This window comes from Streptomyces sp. NPDC058678, assembly GCF_042714835.1.
Taxonomy (GTDB): domain Bacteria; phylum Actinomycetota; class Actinomycetes; order Streptomycetales; family Streptomycetaceae; genus Streptomyces.
The window spans coordinates 90,588-110,373 of the sequence record NZ_JBHXSG010000001.1 but is presented as its reverse complement, the minus strand read 5'-3'; the positions used below and the strand labels follow the sequence as shown (position 1 = coordinate 110,373).

Here is a 19,786-nt window from a genome sequence, read left to right as displayed (position 1 = left end):
TTCTCAGGTCAGGCGCTCTTGTGCGCCTGAGGTAGGTCGTACGGGACGGAACCCGTGTGCCGCCCGTTCACTCGTGTTCGTCGTATCGGACCCGGTGGCACAGGGCGGGGATCTCGCCGGAGGCGAGCAGCGGCAGCACGTCCGGCAGTTGGCCGAAGGCGCTCTCCCCGGTGACGAGGGCGTCGAGCGCCGGGTCCGCGAGCAGATCCAGGGCGAGGGCGAGCCGGTCGGCGTAGGTGCGGCTGGAGCGCCGGGCCGGGGAGACGGAGCCGACCTGGCTGCTGCGGATGACCAGACGCCGGGAGTGGAACGCCTCGCCGAGCGGGAGGCTCACCTGCCGGTCGCCGTACCAGCTGAGTTCGAGGACGGTGCCCTCGGCGGTCAGCAACTCCAGGGAGCGGGCGAGACCTTGCTCCGTCGCGCTGGCGTGTACGACGAGGTCGCAGTCGCCGAGCGCGTCCCCGGGCAGGGCGAAGCCGACGCCGAGGGCCCCGGCGGTCTCGGCGCGGGCCGGATCGGCGTCCACCAACTGGACGCGGACTCCGGGGAAGCGGGCCAGCAGTGCGGCCACCGAACTGCCCACCATGCCGCCGCCGACCACCGCGATCCGGTCGCCGACCAGCGGCGCCGCGTCCCACAGCGCGTTCACGGCGGTCTCGACGGTGCCGGCGAGGACGGCCCGCTCGGCCGGCACGGACGGCGGTACGACCGTCACGGCGTCCACCGGGACGACGTACCGCGTCTGATGCGGATAGAGGCAGAAGACGGTCCGCCCGACAAGATCCCGCGGCCCCTCCTCCACGAGTCCCACATTGAGGTAGCCGTACTTCACCGGCCCGGGAAAGTCGCCCTCCTGGAACGGCGCCCGCATGGCCGCGTACTGACTCTCCGGCACCCCGCCGCGGAACACGAGGGTCTCCGTGCCCCGGCTGACTCCGGAGTACAGCGAGCGGACGACGACCTCGCCCTCGGCCGGGTCCGGCAGGGCGATCTCACGTATCTCGCCATGGCCCGGAGAGCTGAGCCAGAACGCACGAGCGGTGCGCTTCATCGGCATCCTCCTGAACGATCGGGAAGCTGTTCACGTACCGAGGTGTGCACAGGCCGCGCACAGTACGCGGCCTTGATCCACTCTGTCACCTGGCCGGAGGAATGTGCGGTGGCCCTGAACAACACTTACGACGCAAGGCTGGTCCAGCAGGAGACCGCGGTGGGAGCGGGCCTGCAGATCCTGCTGCTGGCCCTGCTCGGCACGGCGATCGGCATGGGGCCCGCGGGCTTGCTCGCCGGCCTCGCCTTCGCCGTCGCCTCCTGGGCGGTCCTCTCCCGAGCCCTGCACCGCTCCCGCCTGCGCTCCTTCGGCCCGGCCAACCGGGTCACCCTGGGCAGGGCGACCCTGGTGGGCGCGGTGACGGCCCTGGTCGCGGACTCCTTCGAGAGCTCACCACCGGTGACGCTGTTCGTCGGCCTCACGGCGGTGGCACTGATCCTCGACGGGGTGGACGGCAAGGTCGCCCGCCGCACGGGCACCTCGACGCCCCTGGGCGCCCGCTTCGACATGGAGGTCGACGCGTTCCTCATCCTGGTGCTCAGCGTGTACGTCGCGATGACCCTGGGCCCGTGGGTCCTCCTGATCGGCGCCATGCGCTACGTCTTCGTCGCCGCGGCCCGCGCCCTGCCCTGGCTCAACGCCCCGCTCCCCCCGAGCACGGCCCGCAAGACGGTCGCCGCACTCCAGGGCGTCCTCCTCCTCCTCGCCGCCTCCGACCTCCTGCCGTACGCCGGGACGTTCGCGGTCGTCGCGACGGCGCTGGCCCTGCTGGTCTGGTCGTTCGGCCGGGACATCCTGTGGCTGTGGCGGACGTCGCGCTCGCAGAAGGTCGCCGTGGCGGAGATGCTGGAGCTGATGGCGGAGCCGGAGCCGGTGGCGTCCTGAGGGTCCGGTATCCGGTATACCGTCGGCAGCAGCCATACGGCATGCGGCATGCGGCATGCGGCATGGCATACAGTCGACTACAGCCATGCGACATGCGGTATACCGTCACCAAGGCGGGCCTACGGTATGCGGCATACAGTCGTCAGCCGCCCAGCGGCACCCTGTACACCGTCGACCCCCTGGCCCTGAAGCCCAGCCGCTCGTACAGCCGGTTCGCCGCTGCCCGGTCCGGCCGTGAGGTGAGGTCGACGGTCCTCGCGCCCGCCTCCCGGGCCAGCCGGAGTGCCTCCCGGGTCAGAAGTCCGGCGATTCCGTGGCCGCGTGCCGCGTGGTCGACGACGACGTCCTCGATGCGGGCCCGCAGCCCGCTCGGCACCGGATACATGACCAGCGTGAGAGTGCCGACGATCGCGTCGGCCGTGCGGGCGACGAGCACGGTGTTCGTGTCGCAGCGAAGGATGCGGTCGACCGCCGCGAGAGCGAGGGGCGTCGCAGTCGAGGACAGCTGCGGCAGCATCCGGTCGAAGGCGTCGACGAGTTCCTGATCCGCTTCCCGGGCGATCTCCACCCGGATGTCCTGGGGTTCCATGCGGCGGACCCTATCGTCGCGGCAACAGCCCGATCGCCGCAGCCGGTACGACCGCCAGCACCAGCCACGGCACCGCGGCCGGCAGTCCGCTGTCCAGCAGCATCCCCGTCGCCGCGCTGCCGACAAGGACGATCAGGCCGGAGACCGAGGACAACGCTCCCGTGTACAGGCCGAGCCGGCCTTCTTCGGCCAGGTCGGGGACCCAGGCCCGGGCGACGGGGGCGACGAGCATCTGGCCGAAGGTGAGGAGGACGACAAAGCCGGCGGCGGGGAGCAGACCCGGTGTGCCGGTCCAGGCTGCGGGGCGGGCGAGGGCCACCACCGCGAAGCCGGCCGCGATCAGCAGCAGTCCGGTCGCCATGGAGCGGCGCAGGGCGAGGCGGTCGCCGACCCAGCGGGTGACGGGGAGTTGGGCGGTCACGACCAGCAGGGACGACAGGGCGAACAGCCAGGCGAGCGGGGCCTGGGAGCCGGCGGCGCGCTGCACCTCGTCGGGGAGGGCTAGGTAGAGCTGGTTGTAGGCGAGCAGGTAGGCGCCGTACGCGCAGCAGAGCGCGAGGAAGCGGCGGTTGCGGAGCAACGCTCCCAGTCCGCCCCGCACCTGGACGCGTTCGCGGCCGGGGATGTGCTGCGGCAGCAGCCACGCGTGTCCGGCGAGGACGAGTACGAAGACTCCGGCTCCGGCCAGGCACACCGTGCGGAAGTCCACCGACAGCAGCAGTGCGCCCAGCAGCGGGCCGACGAACGCCCCCGCCTGTCCGGCCACCGTGAACAGGGCCAGGACACGGGTACGGGAGCCGCCGCCCGCCGACTCCCAGGCCACCGCCTGCCGGGCGACCTCGGACTCCACCGCCGGTGAGAACAGTGCGGCGGCGAACCCGATGAGCAGGACGGCGCCGATGACGGCCCAGGTCCGTTCGGCGAGGCCGAGCCAGGCGAATCCCGCGATCCGCAGGACGCAGCCCGCGAGCACCACCGGCCGGATGCCATACCGGTCGGCCAGCGCCCCGCCCACCACGAACAGCCCCTGCTGACTGAAGGTTCGCAGACCCAGCACCAGGCCGACGAGCCAGCCGGCCATGCCCATCGCCTGTCCGAGGTGCGCGGAGAGGAAGGGCAGCACGGCGAAGAAGCCGACGTTGAAGGCGAGTTGGGTGGCGATCAGCAGGCGCAGCAGGGGCGAGAGGCGGGCACCTCCGGTTGTCCTGGGTGCCTTGTGTCGCAGGCCGGTCGACAGCGTGGTCATCGGCTTCCCACCAACTTCCTCACGTATGACGGCTTTTCGGTCGACGGCTCAGGCGTGCGGGGCCGGATCCGCCTCGGCAGCCGCACGCCGCCGGCCGCGGTCACCGCGAGCGCCCCGAGCAGGGCTAGTACGGCGGCGGGGGCGAGGACCGCCCAGGGCGCGCGCTCGGCGTAGGGCTGGTTCTCGGCGAGGAGCAGGCCCCACTCCGGGGCGGGCGGCTGGGCGCCGAGGCCGAGGAAGGCGAGGGAGGCGAGAGCGAGGGCGACGCCGGGCAGGCGGAGCAGGGCGTGACGGGTGACGGGCGGGAGGGCGGCGGGCAGGAGTTCGTGGCGCAGCAGGTACCAGCGGTCGGCGCCGAGGCCCCGGGTGGCCGTCACGTGGAGGGCGGCACGTTCCTGGCGCAGCAGCGCGGCGGTGTGCGCGGCGAGGGGCGCCCAGGCGACGGCACCGACGGCGAGCGCGGGTGTGGCGGGCCCGCTGCCGGCGATCGCGGTGACGAGGAGTGCGAGGAGGACGGGCGGAACGGCGTTGACGGTGTCGACGAGCGGCCCCGAGACCCGGGGCACCAGTCCGAGCAGCACGCCGGTGAGCAGCGCGGCCGCGCCGATCGCGAGGGTGAGGAGCAGGGTGTCGACGGCGCCGTGGGCGACCCGGGCGAGGACGTCCCGGCCGAGGGCGTCGGTGCCGAACGGGTGGGCCCAGGAGGGTGGCCGGAGGCGTTCGCCGGTGTCGAGGGCGAGCGGGTCGCGCGGCAGGCCGAGCGCGATGACGACGGTCAGCAGTCCACCGTATGCGAAAGGCAGGATGCTGCGGACGGGCGGCGACGGCCGGTGGAGTGAGGGCAGGGCGCCGTCACGCAGGGCCGGGCCGACGAGGCGCCGCGTCGCGAGGGCGGCGAGGCCCGCCGTCGCCGCCGCCAGCAGGACCATGGCCAGCGTGCCGGCCTGCAGGACGGGCAGGTCCTGGGCGAGGGCGGCCTGGAGGGTGGTGCGGCCGAGGCCGGGGATGTCGAAGACCTGCTCCACGGCGACGGCACCGCCCGTCAGGCCAACCACGAACAGGCCCAGGTTGGGGAGCAGTCCGGGCAGGCAGCGGCGTACGGCCTGGCGGGCGATGCCGCGCCCCGGCAGTCCGCGGGCGGCGGCCGCCAGAGCCCAGGGTTCGGCGAAGGCGCCGGGCAGCAGGTCGTCGAGGAGCCGCCCGATGACCGCACCGGCGGGCAGGCCGAGGGCGAGAGCGGGCAGCACCGTCCACTGGGGCCCGTACCAGCCGAGGGCGGGCAGCCAGCCCAGCTGTACGCCGACGACGGTGGCGAGGACGGACGCGGTGAGGAACTCGGGCAGCGCGGCGAGAACGGCCGAGCCGCCGCCTCCCGCGCGGCGGCCGTCGAGGCGTCGGTGGGCGCCGAGCCACAGGGTGCGGGCGCAGATCAGGGCGGCGGTGAGCGCGGCGACCGTGAGGGTCACCGCCATCAGCAGCAGGGATGCGCCGAGGGCCTGGAGCACGGCGGGGGTGACCTCGTCGCCGGAGAGCCAGGACCGTCCGGCGTCCCCGCGCCACAGCCCGCCGAGCCACTTCCCGAGCAGGGTCAACGGCCCCTGGTCCAGGTCGAGTTGGGCCCGGATGTCCGCGAGCACCCGGGGGGTGGGGTCGCGGTCGGCGGAGCGTGCCTTGAGGACGGTCAGTGCGGGGTCCGTTCGCGTCAGCCAGGGCAGCAGGCCGATGCCGCAGACGAGGCCGGCAGCGAGGGCGGTACGCCACACGAGTGCGGCCAGTTGGCGTCTCACGGTTCAGCGCCGGGTTCCGGTGCCGACGAGGGTGCGCTCGTACGGATCGAGGAGCACGCCGCCGACCGGGTCGGCGACGCCGGTGATGATGCGCTGGTGGACCAGGGGGACGACGGCGTCGGTACCGAGGATCGCGGCCTCGGCGGCCATCGCGGCGCTCTGGCGTCGGGCGGTGTCGGCGACGCCCTCGGCCTTGGCGACGGCTCGGTCGACGGCCTGGTCGCAGAGTTGCGCGATGTTGTAGCCGCCGTCGCAGGTGTAGTCGCCGGCGAGCACCGCAAGGGGGTCGCCGGTGTCGACGAGGGTGTTGCGGGCGAGGACGAAGGCGTCGAACCGGCCGTCCAGCGCGTCGCTCTCCAGGCGGGAGTACTCGCGCACCTCCAGGGTGACCGTGAACCCTGCCTTCTCCAGTTGCTGCTTCAACACCTGGGCGACTTCGGGGAGTTCGGGCCGGTTGTCATACGTGGCGAGGGTGATCTTCGTACCGTCGGGGTCACCCGCCTCAGCACGTCCGGCGGGCTGCTGCCGCTTGCCCTCGGCCCAGTTCACGGCGGGTCCGAAGATGCCGGCGCCGGGGTCGGCGTACCCCTCGTAGACGCCGTCGGCGAGGGCGGAGGTGTCGACGGCCCGGCGGGCGGCGGCGCGCAGTCCGGCGTCCTTGAAGGGACCCTTCCCGGAGTTGAGGAGCAGGCTCGTGGTGCGGGTGGTGGCCGTCTCCTTGCGGGTGGCCTCGTCCAGGGTGGCGGCCTGCGCGACGGGGACCGCCTCGGCGATGTCGATCTCGCCGGTGCGCAGGGCGCTCGCGCGGGCGGTGCCGTCGGCGATGAAGCGGACGTCGACGCCGGAGGCCTGGGCGCGGCCGCCCCAGTAGTCGTCGTAGCGGTCGAGGGTGGCGGAGGCCGATCCGGAGACCTTGGTCAGTTCGAAGGGGCCGGTGGCGGTGCCGACCGGGTCGACGCGGTCCTTTGCGTCGTAGGCCTTCGAGGAGAGGACGGCGAGGCCCGGGCCGGCCAGCCGCAGGGGCAGTACGGGGTCGGGGGCGGCCGTGGTGATGCGTACGGCGGTACCCCTCTCGGCCTCGGCGGTGAGCGTGACACCGGACAGGGCGGCGGGCGCGGGCCTGGCCTCGGTGGCGTGGGTGAGGGCGGCGGCCACCGCGGACGGGGTGACGTCGGTACCGTCCTGGAAAGTGGCCTCGCGCAGGGTGAACAGCCAGGTGCGGTCGTTCTCGCGGCGCCAGGACTGGGCGAGCGCGGGAGCTGCGGCGCCGTTGGCGTCGAGGGCGGTGAGACCCTCGGTGACGCCGAGGCGGCTGAGGATGGTGGCGTCGGCACCGTACGGCGAGAGGTTCTCGGCGGGCGGGAAGGCCAGGGCGACCCGCAGCCGGGAGCCTTCCTTCGCGTCCTCCGGCGAGTCGCTGCCGCCGGAGGCGAAGCAGGCGGTGAGGAGGGGGGCGAGCAGCAGGGAACCGAGTAGGGGGCGGCGTCGCATGCCGTCACCGCCCCATCGGGATCTCGAAGTGGACGACGCCGTTGCCGCCGCCGGGATCCTCGCGCTCGTCGTGGACGACCTTGCCGAGCGACCGCCAGAAGGGCTCGGCGCCCGGCACCGCGGGGTCGGTGTGCAGGTAGACGGCGCGGTAGCCGCCGTCGGCGGCCGCGAAGGCGAGCAGTTCGTCGACCAGCCGCCGGGCGAGGCCGCGCCTGCGGTGCTCGGGGCGGACGTACACCCGGCGCAGCTGCGCCGTCCGGCCGGAGGGGTAACGCTCCGCGAGAGGGCGCGGGTTCGGCGGGTGGGCCGGGCCGCGGGAGTCGAGGGCCGCGGTGGCCACGACGGCTCCGTCGCCCGGGTCGACGGCGACCAGGAGGGTGTGGCGGGCGGGGGCGAGGTAGGCGGCGGCCGGGTCGACGATGTCGGCGTGCCAGCGGGGCACGTAGCCGGTACCGAAGTCGCGGTAGACGGTGTCGAGCATCACGGCTCGCGCACCGTCGAGGTCGTCCGGGCTCGCCGCCCTAATGCTGTAGTCGTGCACTTGCACATCATATGCATTAAGGAAGAAGAGTGATCACCGGGTACCGATCATCGACCCCGGCGGCGGTGTGATTTGACACCCCCGGGCCGCGCCGACAATCTACCGACATGACATCCATTTTCAAAAAGGTGGAGCGGTAGTGCGGATCGCGTTCGTCGGCAAGGGCGGCAGCGGCAAGACCACCCTGTCGGCGCTCTTCACCCGGCATCTGGCAGGCTCCGGCGCGCCGGTCCTCGCCATCGACGGCGACATCAACCAGCACCTGGCCGAGGCGCTCGGCCAGGACGACGAGCCCCTGGGCGCCCCTCCGCTCGGCGCGCACCTGGACGAGATCAAGGACTTCCTGCGCGGCACCAACCCGCGTATCCCCTCCCGCGAGGCCATGATCAAGACGACGCCGCCCGGCACCGGCTCACGCCTGCTGCGCCTGCTCGGCGACGACGAGCTGCACACGCGGCACGTCCGGCGGGTGGGCGAGGTGCCGATGATGGCGACGGGCGAGTTCGACGAGAGCGACCTCGGGGTGGCCTGCTACCACTCCAAGCTCGGCGGCGTGGAGCTCTACCTCAACCACCTGGTCGACGGCCCCGGCGAGTATGTCGTGGTCGACATGACGGCCGGTGCGGACGCGTTCGCCTCCGGCCTGTTCACCCGCTTCGACATGACCTTCCTGGTGGCCGAACCCACCCGCAAGGGCGTCTCGGTGTACCGCCAGTACCGGGACCACGCCAGGGAGTTCGGGATCCGCGTCGCCGTGGTCGGCAACAAGGTGACCGGCGAGGACGACCTGCTGTTCCTCAAGGAGCACGTCGGCGACGACCTCCTGACGCACCTGGTGCACTCCCCCTGGGTGCGCTCGGCCGAACAGGGCCGTACCGAGGGCGGGTTGGACACTCTCGAGCCGCACAACCGGCACGCCCTGACCATCCTGCGCGAGACCGTCGACGCCCACCCGAGAGACTGGGCGACGCATCACCGCCACGCCGTCGAGTTCCACCTGCGCAACGCGCGGGCCTGGGCGGACCAGGCGACCGGCCTCGACCTCGCCGCACAGGTGGACCCGGACTTCGTACCGGGCCCCGCCGCCCTCACCTGACCCCTCCCCCGCCCCTCCACCCCACGACGACCGGACAGGAACCCCAGCACATGTCTCTCGACGTCTCCCCCCAGCTCCTCGCCGAAGCCGAGCACGGTGACATCCGCGAGGAGGACTTCGTGGACACCGTCCGCACCTCCCTGCCGTACGCCTACGACCTCATCGCCTCCCTCGCCGCCGAACTGCGGGACGGGCAGGCCGATTTCACCGACAACCAGACCCCTCCCCCCTCCGAGCGGGAGCGCGGCCAGCTGCTGCGCGCCCTGGCGAGCGACGCGATCCGCGGCAGCCTGGAGCGCCACTTCGGTGTGGCGCTCGCCTTCCAGAACTGCCACCGGGTGGCGGCGTTCCGGCCGGAGGCCCGCGAGGGTGAGACGTACGGACGCTTCACATCGGTGCGGTCACAGGTGCTGAATCAGTCGCCGGAGTTCCGGGACTGCTGACCTCCGGGGACGCCTTCGGCCCGTTTCCCTTCGAGACCTCGTTCCAGGAACGCCGTCACGAACCGCCCCGCGTCGTCCAGCCACGGGAAGTGCGCCGCGCCGGGCTGGACGACCGGTTCGGCGTTCGGGAACAGGCGCGCGTACTCCGCCACGGCGCGCGGTGGTGCCGCCACGTCCACCTCGCCGGCCAGGACGAGCACAGGCGCCACGAAGCCGGCGAGGGCCGCGCGGGTGGCGGCCGGGTCGAACGCGCCTTCGGAGCCGTACACGGCCGCGGCGTCGTCGTTGCGCTGCTTTGCCTCGGCCTCCCGTACGGCCTTCGCCTCGTCGTCCCAGCGGGCGAACCAGAAGGGGGCGACGGCCTCCCAGTCGCCGGGGGCCGCCCGGCCGGCGGTGATCGCTTCCAGGGCCGTGTACGCCGGGGTGAACCACGGTTCGTCCCGGCGCAGGCGTGCGGTGCCCAGGCGGTCCTCGGCGGTGACCTCCACGCCGACCGCGTAGACACTCGGGGTGACCAGGGCGAGGCGCGCGACGCGGTCTCGGTGGCGGGCCGTGTAGAGGACCGCCAGGTTGGCACCGGCCGAGTGACCGAGGAGGTCCACCCGGTCCAAGCCCAGTTCCTCGCGGAGCGCCTCCACGTCGTCGACGAGGCGGTCGCAGCGGTACGACGCCGGATCGTCCGGCGTCGCCGACCGGCCCGTGCCCCGCAGGTCCAGGCGGATCAGCGTGCGGTGGGTGGTCAGCCCGCCCAGGCCGCCCAGATAGACCGAGTCCTGCATCGGGCCTCCGGGCAGACAGATCAGGGGCGGGCCGTCACCGGACACGTGGTAGGCGAGGCGGGTTCCGTCGGGCGCGGAGAAGGTGGGCATGGGGCGAGACTTTCAACGGGTTACCGTCCCGGCAAGCGGATTGCGGTGAGGGCGAGGGCGGGGGGGGCCACGACCCCGGCTCCGCCGCCTCCTCCGTCTCAGGGCGGAGCCAACGACAGGGTTGCTCCGCCCCCTTCGGCGGGTGGCCTACGACATGGCTGCGCCGCCGCCTTCAGCGCGGGGTGGGGACGGTGGTCCAGCTCCCGCCGCCGCTGTCCCGTCAGGCCGCCCGCCGCTCCCTCCCTCGATGCGCGCGCACGACGCAACCAGGCACTGGCGCAAGGGCTGCACCTGCTGCTGACACGGGGATCCACCCCGTCGACCAGCCGATATCCAGGTGAACCGGGCGGGGACGGTCGTCCTGGGGCTCGGCTACGGGACTCGGATCCCCGAACATGACGTCACCGCCGACGGCCCCACCCTCGGGTGAAGGTGGGGCCGCCTGTCGGTCACCGCATCACGTCACCGCGGCACCGCCTCACCCCGTAGGTGCGGTGACCGGTGCCGGGGCATATCCGGTGGGCCGGGCCGTGAAGGTGCCGCGGCCCTGGGTGCGGCTGCGCAACCGGGTCGCGTAGCCGAACAGTTCGGCCAGCGGCACGGTCGCGGTGACGACCGCCGACCCCGCGCGCGTGGCCGAGCCGGAGACCCGGCCCCGTCGTGCGGCGAGGTCGCCGAGGACGGTGCCGACGGCGTCCTCGGGCACGGTGACCGTGACCTCGACGACGGGTTCCAGCAGGGTCATCGCCGAGGCGCGCAGGGCTTCCCGGAGCGCGAACCGGCCTGCCGTACGGAAGGCCGTGTCCGAGGAGTCCTTCACATGGGTCGCCCCGTCGGCGAGGGTGACGCGCAGCCCGGTCACCGGATGCCCGCCGATCGGCCCCTCGGCCAGGGCGTCCCGGCAGCCCGCCTCGACCGCCCGGACGTACTCCTGCGGCACACGCCCGCCCACGACGACGGAACGGAACTCGAAACCGCTGCCGGTCTCCGGGTCCAACGGCTCCACGTCGAGGACGACATGCGCGAACTGCCCTGCTCCACCGTCCTGTTTGACATGCCGGTACACCAGGCCGGACACCCCGCGGGCGACCGTCTCCCGGTAAGCCACCCTCGGCCGGCCGACGGCGACCTCCAGCGACTGGTCGCGCCTGACCTTCTCCACCGCGACCTCCAGGTGCAGCTCGCCCATGCCCGACAGCAGTGTCTGACCGGTCTCGGGGTCGGTCCGGACCACCAGCGACGGGTCCTCCTCGGCCAGCCGCGCCAGCGCCGTGGCCAGCCGGTCGGTGTCGGTGGACCTGCGTGCCTCCACCGCCACGGAGACCACCGGTTCGGCCACGCTCGGCGGCTCGAGGACCAGCGGGGCGTCCGGCGCGCACAGCGTCGAGCCGGCCCGGGCGGACTTCAGCCCGACCACGGCGACGATGTCCCCGGCGACCGCCCGCTCCAACCGGGCGTGCCGGTCGGCCTGCACCCGCAGGATCCGCCCGATGCGCTCGGTGCGCCGCGCACCCGCGTCCATCACCGTGGCTCCCTTCTCGATCGTGCCCGAGTACACCCGCAGATACGTCAGCCGGCCCGTCGCAGTGGCGGTCACCTTGAACGCCAGCGCCGCGAAGGGCGCCTGCGGGTCGGCGGCCCGCTCCTGTTCCGTACCGTCGTCGCGCATGCCGCGTACGGCGGGCACGTCGAGCGGCGACGGCAGGTACGCCACGACGGCGTCCAGCAACGGCTCGATCCCGCGGTTGCGGTAGGCGGAGCCGCACAGCACGACCACGCCCTCGCCGGTACGGGTGAGGTCGCGGAGTGCGTCTACGAGCGTGTGCGTGTCGAGGGCAGGCGTGTCGAGGGCAGGCGTGTCGGCGGTCGGCTGGACACCGTGCGTCGACTGAAGACTGCGTCCGGTCGACTGCATACCGTCGACCGACGCACCACCGTCGACCGACGGCACGCCACCCGTCGACTGCATACAGAAGGCCTCCAGCGCACCCGGATGAAGCTCCGCCACGGCCTCCTCCAGCACCCGACGCCGCCTGAGCGCCTCCTCGCGCAGACCTTCCGGCACCGGCCCTTCCTCGACCGTCTCACCGCCGTCGGACCAGGTCAGCGCACGCATGCGCAGCAGATCGACGACACCGGTGAAGGTGTCCTCGCTCCCGATGGGCAACTGCACGACCAGCGGGGCCGGGTGCAGACGCTTCCGGATCGACTCGACGGCCGTGTCGAAGTCGGCTCCGGCCCGGTCCAACTTGTTGACGAACGCGATCCTCGGTACGCCGTGCCGGTCCGCCTGCCGCCACACCGACTCGCTCTGCGGCTCGACACCCGCGACGGCGTCGAACACCGCGACCGCCCCGTCGAGCACGCGCAACGAGCGCTCCACCTCGTCGGCGAAGTCGACATGGCCGGGCGTGTCGATGAGGTTGATCCGGTGACCGTCCCAGGCGCAGCTCACCGCCGCAGCGAAGATGGTGATCCCACGATCGCGCTCCTGGGAGTCGAAGTCGGTGACGGTCGTGCCGTCGTGGACCTCGCCACGTTTGTGCGTGGTCCCGGTGGCGTACAGGATCCGTTCGGTGACGGTGGTCTTGCCGGCGTCGACGTGGGCGAGGATGCCGAGGTTGCGGACGAGGGAGAGAGGGTTGAGGTTGGTGCGCACGGCCCGTGGCCTTTCGAATGGGTCTGTGACAGGGCGGCGCGATTCCCGGACGGGGCTGCTGATCTGCCGGGACGTCAGTACGGAGACGTCGTTTCGGGGACCTGCGCCCGGAGCGCAGGCAGGCCGGGCGTCGTGGTCAGTCGTTCGTCCGGGGCATCCGGTACCGGCCGCGCAGCGGGCACCGGACGGACGAGGACACGAGGATCACGTCGTACTGCGACCGGGGAACGACGACAGCGGTGCACTCACGCACGGCCGGTCTCCCCTCACTCGTCGTTCCACGTCATGACACGCGCCGCGAAATGGTGGGCGGCGCGTGGATCGTGATGAGTGTAGGGAGCCGGGGAGGGGCAGGGCACGGGATTTTCCGCGCCCGCCGCCAGTCGGCGCCCGCCCCCGGGCATCGCCCGCATGCCCCGCTCTCAGACCGGCCCCGGCCCCGTTCCGCCCTTGAGGCGTTCCAGGTCGGAGGGGCGGACCTGGATGACGAGGACGGCGATGATCGCGGCGATCGCGGTGAAGATGGCCGCCACGACGAAGGAGGCCGACACTCCGGCGGTGAGGACCTCGTCGGAGAAGGGCCGCGGAAGCTCCCCGGTGCGCTGGAAGCGCAGGCGTTCGGCCGGGGTGGCCTGCTCGAGGAAGAGTGGGACCTGCTTGTCGGCCTCGTTGGTGCTGGCCGTACCGAACATCGTGACCAGGATGGACAGACCGAGCGACCCACCCACCTGCTGGGTGGCGTTGAGGAGTCCGGAGGCCGCGCCGGTCTCACGGACGGAGACGTTGGAGAGCGCCATCAGGGTGAGCGAGACGAACTCCATGCCCATGCCGAGGCTGAAGACGAGGATCGGGCCGAGGACACTGCCCGCGTAGGTGGAGTGGACGTCGGTCAGGGTCAGCCAGGCCAGGCCCGCGGCGGCGAGGATCGCGCCCCCCACCATGAAGGGCTTGGGCCCGTAGACGGGCAGATACCGCGAGGCCAGTCCGGCACCGATCGCGATGACCGCGCTGACCGGCAGGAAGGCGAAGCCGGTGGCCAGCGGGCTGAATTCCAGCACGTTCTGCACGAAGAGCGTGAGGAAGAAGAACATGCCGAAGATCGCGGCGGCGAGGCAGAGCATGATTCCGTACGTGCCCGCCCGGTTACGGTCGGCGAACATGTGGAGCGGGGTGATCGGCTGCCGGGAACGCCGCTCGACCAGGACGAAGCCCACGAGGACGACGACGGCCGCGGCGAACGAGGCCAGCGTGAGCGCGTCCCGCCAGCCTTCCTGCGCGGCCCTGATGAACCCGTACACCAGCAGGACCATGCCCACGGTGGAGGTCAGCGCACCGGTGATGTCGAAGTGGCCCGGGTGGCGTTCGGACTCCTTGATCCAGCGGGGTGTGGCGAGGGCGATGAGCAGTCCGATCGGGACGTTGACGAAGAGCACCCACCGCCAGTTCAGCCACTCCACGAGCATCCCGCCGGCGAGCAGCCCGATCGCGCCGCCGCCCGCCGAGACCGCGGCGAAGACCCCGAAGGCCCGGTTGCGTTCGGGGCCTTCGCGGAAGGTCGTACTGACCAGGGAGAGGGCGGTCGGGGACGCGATGGCGCCGCCGACGCCCTGCAGGGCGCGTGCGCCGAGGAGTTGGGCCTCGTTCTGGGCGAGGCCGCCGAGCAGGGAGGCGAGCACGAAGAGCAGGACGCCGAAGATGAACACGCGCCGTCTGCCGAGGATGTCACCGGTCCGGCCGCCGAGCAGCAACAGGCCGCCGAAGGTGAGGGTGTACGCGTTGACCACCCAGGCCAGGCTGGTGGTGGAGAAGCCCAGTGATTGCTGGATGTCGGGCAGCGCGATGTTCACGATGGTGATGTCGAGCACCACCATCAGCTGGCAGGACGCGAGTATCAGCAACGCCATCGCGTTTCCGCCACCGCCGCTTTCCCGGGTGGTGGTCTGCGCTGAGGGATGTGGCTGCGGGCTCGTCATGGCATGTCGCACTCTCGGGGGTCGCACCCTCACGAGGGGCAGTGGACTTTCGCGTCCACTGCTGGTCACCGTTCGACGCTACGCCCGTCTCCGGGGCCCTACCACTCGAACGGACCTACCACTCGAACCCGTATCCGGCCGTCAGGCTGCCGCCACCGCGCTCTCCTCTCCCCCGTCACGGTGTATCGGCGTCCCCGACCCGGTCAGCGGCACGCCCGTCCCGCCCCGCCGGGCCGCGACGATCTCCGCCGCGATGGACAGGGCGGTCTCCTCGGGCGTACGCGCGCCGAGGTCGAGCCCGATCGGCGACCGGAGCCTGGCCAACTCCGCCGCTGACAGGCCGACTTCGCGCAGTCGCCGCTCCCGCTCGGCATGGGTGCGGCGCGAGCCCATCGCGCCGACGAACGCGACCGGCATCCGCAGGGCCTCCTGCAGCAGCGGTACGTCGAACTTGGCATCGTGGGTGAGCACGCACAGCACGGTGCGCGCGTCGGTCGCGGTACGCCGCAGATAGCGGTGCGGCCAGTCGACGACGATGTCGTCGGCCTCGGGGAAGCGGGCCCGGGTGGCGAAGACGGGGCGGGCGTCGCACACGGTCACGTGATACCCGAGGAACTTGCCGGCGCGCACCAGCGCCGCCGCGAAGTCGATCGCACCGAAGACGATCATGCGGGGCGGTGGCACGCTCGACTCGACGAGCAGGGTCAGGCCGCCGGGGCAGTGCGAGCCGTCCTCCGACAGCTCGACCGTGCCGGTACGGCCGGCCTCCAGCAGAGCCCGGGCCTCGGCGGCCGCCGCCCGGTCCAGCTCCGGCGCGCCACCGAGTCCGCCTTCGTACGACGCGCCCGGGCCGCCCCCGCACGACCCGCCCGGCCCACCCCCGGACAACCCGCCCGAGCCGACCTCGAACGACCCGTCCGCCCGCACGAGCAGCGCCCCGCCCAGGAGGTCGGCCGGACCGCGGACCACCCGGGCGACGGCCGTGGGCTCGCCGCGGGCCGCGGCGGACAGCGCCGACCGCAGCACGGCTCGGGCGGGGGCGTCCACGGCGACTGGCGTGATCATGATGTCGATGACCCCGCCGCAGGTCAGACCGACGGCGAAGGCGTCCTCGTCGCTGTAGCCGAAGCGTTCGACGACCGTCTCACCGTCCCCTCCGCCCTCGAGTGCCTGCACGCACAAGTCGTACACCGCACCCTCCACGCAGCCGCCGGAGACCGAGCCGATCACCGTGCCCTCGCGGTCCACGGCGAGGGCGGCGCCGGGGCCGCGAGGCGCGCTGCCGCCGACGGCCACGACGGTGGCGACGGCGAACTCGCGCCCCTCCTCGGCCCAGCGGTGCAGCTCGGAGGCGAGGTCAAGCATGGCGGCCTGCGGCCAGGACGCGGTCGGGCCGGATCGGCAGGTCGCGGTGGCGTACGCCGGTGGCGTGCCACACCGCGTTGGCGACGGCCGCCGCCGCGCCCACGATGCCGATCTCGCCGATGCCCTTGATGCCGACCGGGTCGTCCGGATCGGGGTCGTCGACCCAGTCGGCCTCGACGGCCGGGACGTCGGCGTGCGCGGCGACGTGGTAGCCCGCGAGGTCGGCGCCGTAGTGGCCGCCCGTGGCGTGGTCACGTACGGCCTCCTCGTGCAGGGCCATGGAGATGCCCCAGGTCATTCCGCCGATGAACTGGCCCCGCGCGGTGAGCGGGTTGATGATCCGGCCGGCCGCGAAGATGCCGAGCATGCGGCGCACCCGTACCTCGCCGGTGGCGGGGTCGACGGCGACCTCGGCGAACTGGGCGCCGAAGGAGTGCCGTTCCTTGCGGGCGAGGGCGCCGACGGCCTCGGTGGTGTCGGACCGTACGGTGATGCCCTCGGGCGGGACGGCGGCGCCGAGGGCGAGCCGTTCCCGCAGTTCTCCGGCCGCGGCCGTGACCGCCCACGACCAGGAGCGGGTGCCCATCGAACCGCCGGCGATGAACGCGGCCCCGAGGTCGCTGTCCCCGATGCGCACCCGGACCCGCTCCGGCGCCGCCTGGAGCGCGTCCGCGGCGACCAGGGTGAGCGCGGTCCGGGCTCCGGTTCCGATGTCCGCCGCGTTGACCCGCACGGTGTAGGTGCCGTCCGCCTCGGCCGTCACGGCTGCCGTGGAGGGGGCGGCGCCGACGGGGAAGGAGGCCGCCGCCGTGCCGGTGCCGAGCAGCCAGCGTCCGTCCCGGCGCAGGCCGGGGCGCGGGTCCCGGTCCGCCCAGCCGAACCGGCGGGCGCCCTCCCGGAAGCAGGCGAGCAGGTTGCGGCCGCTGAAGGGCAGTTGGGAGATCGGGCCGCGGTCGGGTTCGTTGCGGGCGCGCAGTTCGATCGGGTCGAGACCGCACTTCTCGGCGAGTTCGTCGAGGGCGGACTCCAGCGCGAACGACCCCGGCGCCTCGCCCGGCGCCCGCATCCACGTCGGGGTGGGCACGTCGAGTCGTACGACCCGGTTGGCGGTGTGGTGGGCGTCGGCGTCGTACATCGTCCGGGCGGGTCCGGCGCCCGCCTCGATGAACTCGTGCACGGTCGAGGTGAGGCTCAGGCAGCGGTGTTCCAGCGCGCGCAGCCGGCCCTCGGCGTCGGCGCCGAGCCTGAGGCGCTGCCGGGTGGGGCTGCGGTACCCGGCGAGCGAGAACATCTGACGCCGCGTCATGACGACTCGGACGGGGCGCCGCAGGACGGTCGCGGCCATCACGGCGGCCACCTGGTGGGCGCGGACGCCCTTGCTGCCGAAGCCGCCGCCGACGTGTTCGGACCGTACCCGCACCGAGGCCGGATCGAGCGAGAACAGCTTCGCCAGTTCGCTCGCCACCCACATGGTTCCCTGGTTGGAGTCGACGACTTCGAGGCGGCCACCGTCCCACCGGGCCGCCGCCGCGTGCGGCTCCATCGGGTTGTGGTGCTCCTCCGGGGTGGTGTACTCCGCGTCCACGACGACGGCGGACGCGGCGAGTTCGGCCCCCAGGTCCCCCTTCTCCGCCACGGCAGGCCCGTGGGAGTCGAGCGGGTAGGCGTCCGGGTGTTCGGCCGCGAAGTCGACGTCGTGGGGTTCCTGTTCGTAGTGCACGACGAGCGCTTCGGCGGCTTCCCTGGCCTGTTCGGAGGTGTCGGCGACCACCAGGGCGACCGGCCAGCCCATGTGCGGCACCCGGTCGTGCTGGAAGACGGCAGCGGTCCGGTCCGGGAGACCCAGCAGGCCGACGTAGTCGGTGTCGACGCGCGGGGCGTTGCCGTGGTGCAGGACGGCGACCACGCCCGGCATCGCGAGGACGGGGGCGTCCTCCACCGAGCGGATGCGGCCCCGGGCGACGGTGGACAACACCAGCCAGCCGTGGGCGAGTTCGGCGAAGGGGATCTCGCCCGCGTAGCGGGCCGCCCCGGTGACCTTGTCCCGGCCCTCCACGCGAGTGTGGGCGCTGCCGACGGCGCCCTTGAAGGTGCCGGCCCTGGTGGTGGACGTCGTCATCGGGTCGCCTCCTCGGCGAGTTCGGTCAGCACGGCCACCACGAGGTTGCGCATCAGCGTCACCTTGTATTCGTTGTCGCGAAGCGGCTCGGCGGCTGCCAGTTCGGCGTCCGCGGCGGCGGCGAAGGTCTCGGCGTCGGCCGCCGCGCCGGTGAGCACGCGTTCGGCCGCCCGGGCCCGCCACGGCCGGGACGCGACCGCCCCGAAGGCGAGACGCACCTCGCGGACGACGCCGTCCCGCACGTCGAGCGCGGCGGCGATCGCGCCGATGGCGAAGGCGTACGAGGCGCGCTCACGCACCTTCCGGTAGCGGGAGTTGGCGGCAGCGGGTGTCGGCGGAAGGGCGATACCGGTGATCAACGCACCCGGCGGCAGAGCGGTCTCCAGGTGCGGGGTGTCCCCCACCGGCAGATAGAACTCCGCGAGCGGCAACTCGCCCGGTCCGTCGGTCGTTTCGTAGCGGACGACCGCGTCCAAGGCCGTCAGCGCCACGCCCATGTCGGAAGGGTGGACGGCCACGCAGTGCTCGGAGGCGCCGAGGATCGCGTGGTTGCGGTGCTCGCCCTCGACGGCGGGGCAACCGCTGCCGGGGACGCGTTTGTTGCAGGGTTTGGTCACGTCGGCGAAGTAGCCGCAGCGGGTGCGCTGCAGCAGGTTCCCGCCGACGGTGGCCATGTTGCGCAACTGCCCCGAGGCACCGGCCAGCACCGCCTGCGTCAACGCCGGGTAGCGGCGACGGACTTCGGGGTGGGCGGCGAGGTCGCTGTTGGTGACGGTCGCGCCGATGCGCAGACCGCCGTCCGCCGTCGACTCGATGTCGTCCAGCGGGAGTTCGCGGACGTCCACGAGCCGGGCGGGTCGCTCGACTCCGGTCTTCATCAGGTCGACGAGGTTGGTGCCGCCTCCGAGGAAGCGCGCGTCGGGATCGTCGCCGAGCAGGGCGACCGCACCCGAGACGTCGAACGCCCGCTGATATCCGAACTCCCTCATACGGCTGCCTCCTCGGCCACCCGCGCCTCGGCGGCGCGGGCGACCGCCTGGACGATGGACACGTACGCGCCGCAGCGGCACAGGTTGCCGCTCATCCGCTCCCGGATCTCGTCGGCACTCAGCGGTGGCACTCCCGCCTCGGGACGGACGTCGTCGGTGACGGCGCTCGGCCAGCCCGCCGCGTGTTCCTCGATCACCGCGACGGCCGAACAGATCTGGCCCGGCGTGCAGTAGCCGCACTGGTAGCCGTCGAGGTCGAGGAACGCCTGCTGTACCGGGTGGAGTTGCTCGCTCTCGGCGAGGCCTTCGACGGTGGTGACCTCGCGCCCCTCTGCCGCCACCGCGAGTTGCAGGCAGGACACGGCCCGGCGGCCGTCGATCAGGACGGTGCAGGCACCGCACTGTCCCTGGTCGCAGCCCTTCTTGGTGCCCGTCAGGTCGAGGCGCTCGCGCAGGGCGTCGAGCAGGGTGGTGCGGTGGTCGACGGACAGCGCGTGCTTCTCTCCGTTGATCTTCAGGGTGATGGCGCTGTACGTCGACGATGGGACTGGGGCCATGATCAGCCTTCTTTCGCGTATCGGAGCACATCGCGGGACGCTCCGGTCAGGCAACCGAGTCAGGAGACGCGATCGGATGGACGCGGGGTGGGACGGCCGGGCGGCCGGCGCTAGAGTGGGCTCAAA

General features: G+C 72.8%; 16 protein-coding genes. 3 read left to right on the top strand and 13 right to left on the bottom strand.

Going from position 1 to position 19,786, the window contains the following annotated elements:
* Positions 1-67: 67 nt before the first annotated feature.
* A complete protein-coding gene (locus ACFWWR_RS00425; RefSeq protein WP_383874581.1) occupies positions 68-1,051 on the bottom strand; it encodes a zinc-binding alcohol dehydrogenase in 984 nt (327 codons plus the stop codon).
* Between the two features lie 108 nt (positions 1,052-1,159).
* Between ACFWWR_RS00425 and ACFWWR_RS00420 the strand changes: the two genes are divergently transcribed.
* Positions 1,160-1,936 carry a CDP-alcohol phosphatidyltransferase family protein gene (locus ACFWWR_RS00420; protein WP_383874580.1) on the top strand — a complete coding sequence of 259 codons (777 nt, stop codon included), beginning with the start codon at positions 1,160-1,162 and terminating at the stop codon, positions 1,934-1,936.
* A 142-nt stretch (positions 1,937-2,078) separates the two neighbouring features.
* Here the strand turns inward: ACFWWR_RS00420 and ACFWWR_RS00415 are convergent, their stop codons facing one another.
* The 5 genes from ACFWWR_RS00415 to ACFWWR_RS00395 are packed head-to-tail and all read right to left on the bottom strand — an operon-like array spanning position 2,079 to position 7,590.
* On the bottom strand, positions 2,079-2,525 hold the full coding sequence (locus ACFWWR_RS00415) for a GNAT family N-acetyltransferase (RefSeq protein ID WP_383874578.1): 447 nt from the start codon (positions 2,523-2,525) through the stop codon (positions 2,079-2,081).
* Between the two features lie 10 nt (positions 2,526-2,535).
* The gene (locus tag ACFWWR_RS00410) at positions 2,536-3,771 is read right to left on the bottom strand and encodes an MDR family MFS transporter (protein WP_384301152.1); all 1,236 of its coding nucleotides are present in this window, start codon (positions 3,769-3,771) and stop codon (positions 2,536-2,538) included.
* A complete protein-coding gene (locus ACFWWR_RS00405; RefSeq protein WP_384301150.1) occupies positions 3,768-5,558 on the bottom strand; it encodes an ABC transporter permease subunit in 1,791 nt (596 codons plus the stop codon). Before ACFWWR_RS00405 ends, ACFWWR_RS00410 begins: the two co-directional genes overlap by 4 nt.
* Positions 5,559-5,561: 3 nt before the next feature.
* Complete coding sequence (locus ACFWWR_RS00400) at positions 5,562-7,049, bottom strand: ABC transporter substrate-binding protein (protein ID WP_383874573.1); 1,488 nt, start codon at positions 7,047-7,049, stop codon at positions 5,562-5,564.
* A gap of 4 nt (positions 7,050-7,053) precedes the next feature.
* Complete coding sequence (locus ACFWWR_RS00395; protein ID WP_384301148.1) at positions 7,054-7,590, bottom strand: GNAT family N-acetyltransferase; 537 nt, start codon at positions 7,588-7,590, stop codon at positions 7,054-7,056.
* A gap of 139 nt (positions 7,591-7,729) precedes the next feature.
* On the opposite strand from ACFWWR_RS00395, the gene ACFWWR_RS00390 reads away from it, so the two are divergent.
* Both ACFWWR_RS00390 and ACFWWR_RS00385 read left to right on the top strand, forming a co-directional pair.
* Positions 7,730-8,686: an ATP-binding protein gene (locus tag ACFWWR_RS00390; RefSeq protein WP_383874569.1), complete on the top strand. Its 957-nt coding sequence runs from the start codon at positions 7,730-7,732 to the stop codon at positions 8,684-8,686.
* A 50-nt stretch (positions 8,687-8,736) separates the two neighbouring features.
* A complete protein-coding gene (locus ACFWWR_RS00385) occupies positions 8,737-9,129 on the top strand; it encodes an SCO5389 family protein (protein ID WP_383874567.1) in 393 nt (130 codons plus the stop codon).
* Here the strand turns inward: ACFWWR_RS00385 and ACFWWR_RS00380 are convergent.
* From ACFWWR_RS00380 to ACFWWR_RS00350, 7 genes are all read right to left on the bottom strand, one after another.
* Positions 9,102-9,998 carry an alpha/beta fold hydrolase gene (locus tag ACFWWR_RS00380; protein ID WP_384301146.1) on the bottom strand — a complete coding sequence of 299 codons (897 nt, stop codon included), beginning with the start codon at positions 9,996-9,998 and terminating at the stop codon, positions 9,102-9,104. The two genes, ACFWWR_RS00385 and ACFWWR_RS00380, sit on opposite strands and share 28 nt — an antisense overlap.
* 478 nt (positions 9,999-10,476) lie before the next feature.
* A complete protein-coding gene (locus ACFWWR_RS00375) occupies positions 10,477-12,657 on the bottom strand; it encodes an elongation factor G (protein ID WP_384301144.1) in 2,181 nt (726 codons plus the stop codon).
* Between the two features lie 422 nt (positions 12,658-13,079).
* Positions 13,080-14,561, bottom strand: coding sequence for an MFS transporter (locus ACFWWR_RS00370; RefSeq protein ID WP_383874561.1), 1,482 nt, complete (start codon positions 14,559-14,561; stop codon positions 13,080-13,082).
* Positions 14,562-14,771: 210 nt separating this feature from the next.
* Positions 14,772-15,995, bottom strand: a complete 1,224-nt coding sequence (locus ACFWWR_RS00365) for an XdhC family protein (RefSeq protein WP_383874559.1) — start codon at positions 15,993-15,995, stop codon at positions 14,772-14,774.
* Entirely contained in the window at positions 15,988-18,114 is a 2,127-nt protein-coding gene (locus tag ACFWWR_RS00360) for a xanthine dehydrogenase family protein molybdopterin-binding subunit (protein WP_384301142.1), read from the bottom strand. The genes ACFWWR_RS00365 and ACFWWR_RS00360 overlap by 8 nt, the downstream gene beginning before the upstream one ends.
* The gene (locus tag ACFWWR_RS00355; RefSeq protein WP_384301140.1) at positions 18,111-19,103 is read right to left on the bottom strand and encodes an FAD binding domain-containing protein; all 993 of its coding nucleotides are present in this window, start codon (positions 19,101-19,103) and stop codon (positions 18,111-18,113) included. Before ACFWWR_RS00355 ends, ACFWWR_RS00360 begins: the two co-directional genes overlap by 4 nt.
* Positions 19,100-19,660 carry a 2Fe-2S iron-sulfur cluster-binding protein gene (locus ACFWWR_RS00350; RefSeq protein WP_383874553.1) on the bottom strand — a complete coding sequence of 187 codons (561 nt, stop codon included), beginning with the start codon at positions 19,658-19,660 and terminating at the stop codon, positions 19,100-19,102. Before ACFWWR_RS00350 ends, ACFWWR_RS00355 begins: the two co-directional genes overlap by 4 nt.
* Positions 19,661-19,786 lie beyond the last annotated feature (126 nt).

Bases quoted from the DNA above. Each gene is read 5' to 3' on its own strand.
- ACFWWR_RS00360 (WP_384301142.1), bottom strand. From the start codon at position 18,114: ATGACGACGTCCACCACCAGGGCCGGCACCTTCAAGGGCGCCGTCGGC.
- ACFWWR_RS00385 (WP_383874567.1), top strand. From the start codon at position 8,737: ATGTCTCTCGACGTCTCCCCCCAGCTCCTCGCCGAAGCCGAGCACGGT.
- ACFWWR_RS00425 (WP_383874581.1), bottom strand. From the start codon at position 1,051: ATGAAGCGCACCGCTCGTGCGTTCTGGCTCAGCTCTCCGGGCCATGGC.
- ACFWWR_RS00400 (WP_383874573.1), bottom strand. From the start codon at position 7,049: ATGCGACGCCGCCCCCTACTCGGTTCCCTGCTGCTCGCCCCCCTCCTC.
- ACFWWR_RS00410 (WP_384301152.1), bottom strand. From the start codon at position 3,771: ATGACCACGCTGTCGACCGGCCTGCGACACAAGGCACCCAGGACAACC.
- ACFWWR_RS00350 (WP_383874553.1), bottom strand. From the start codon at position 19,660: ATGGCCCCAGTCCCATCGTCGACGTACAGCGCCATCACCCTGAAGATC.
- ACFWWR_RS00355 (WP_384301140.1), bottom strand. From the start codon at position 19,103: ATGAGGGAGTTCGGATATCAGCGGGCGTTCGACGTCTCGGGTGCGGTC.
- ACFWWR_RS00380 (WP_384301146.1), bottom strand. From the start codon at position 9,998: ATGCCCACCTTCTCCGCGCCCGACGGAACCCGCCTCGCCTACCACGTG.
- ACFWWR_RS00365 (WP_383874559.1), bottom strand. From the start codon at position 15,995: ATGCTTGACCTCGCCTCCGAGCTGCACCGCTGGGCCGAGGAGGGGCGC.
- ACFWWR_RS00370 (WP_383874561.1), bottom strand. From the start codon at position 14,561: ATGGCGTTGCTGATACTCGCGTCCTGCCAGCTGATGGTGGTGCTCGAC.
- ACFWWR_RS00415 (WP_383874578.1), bottom strand. From the start codon at position 2,525: ATGGAACCCCAGGACATCCGGGTGGAGATCGCCCGGGAAGCGGATCAG.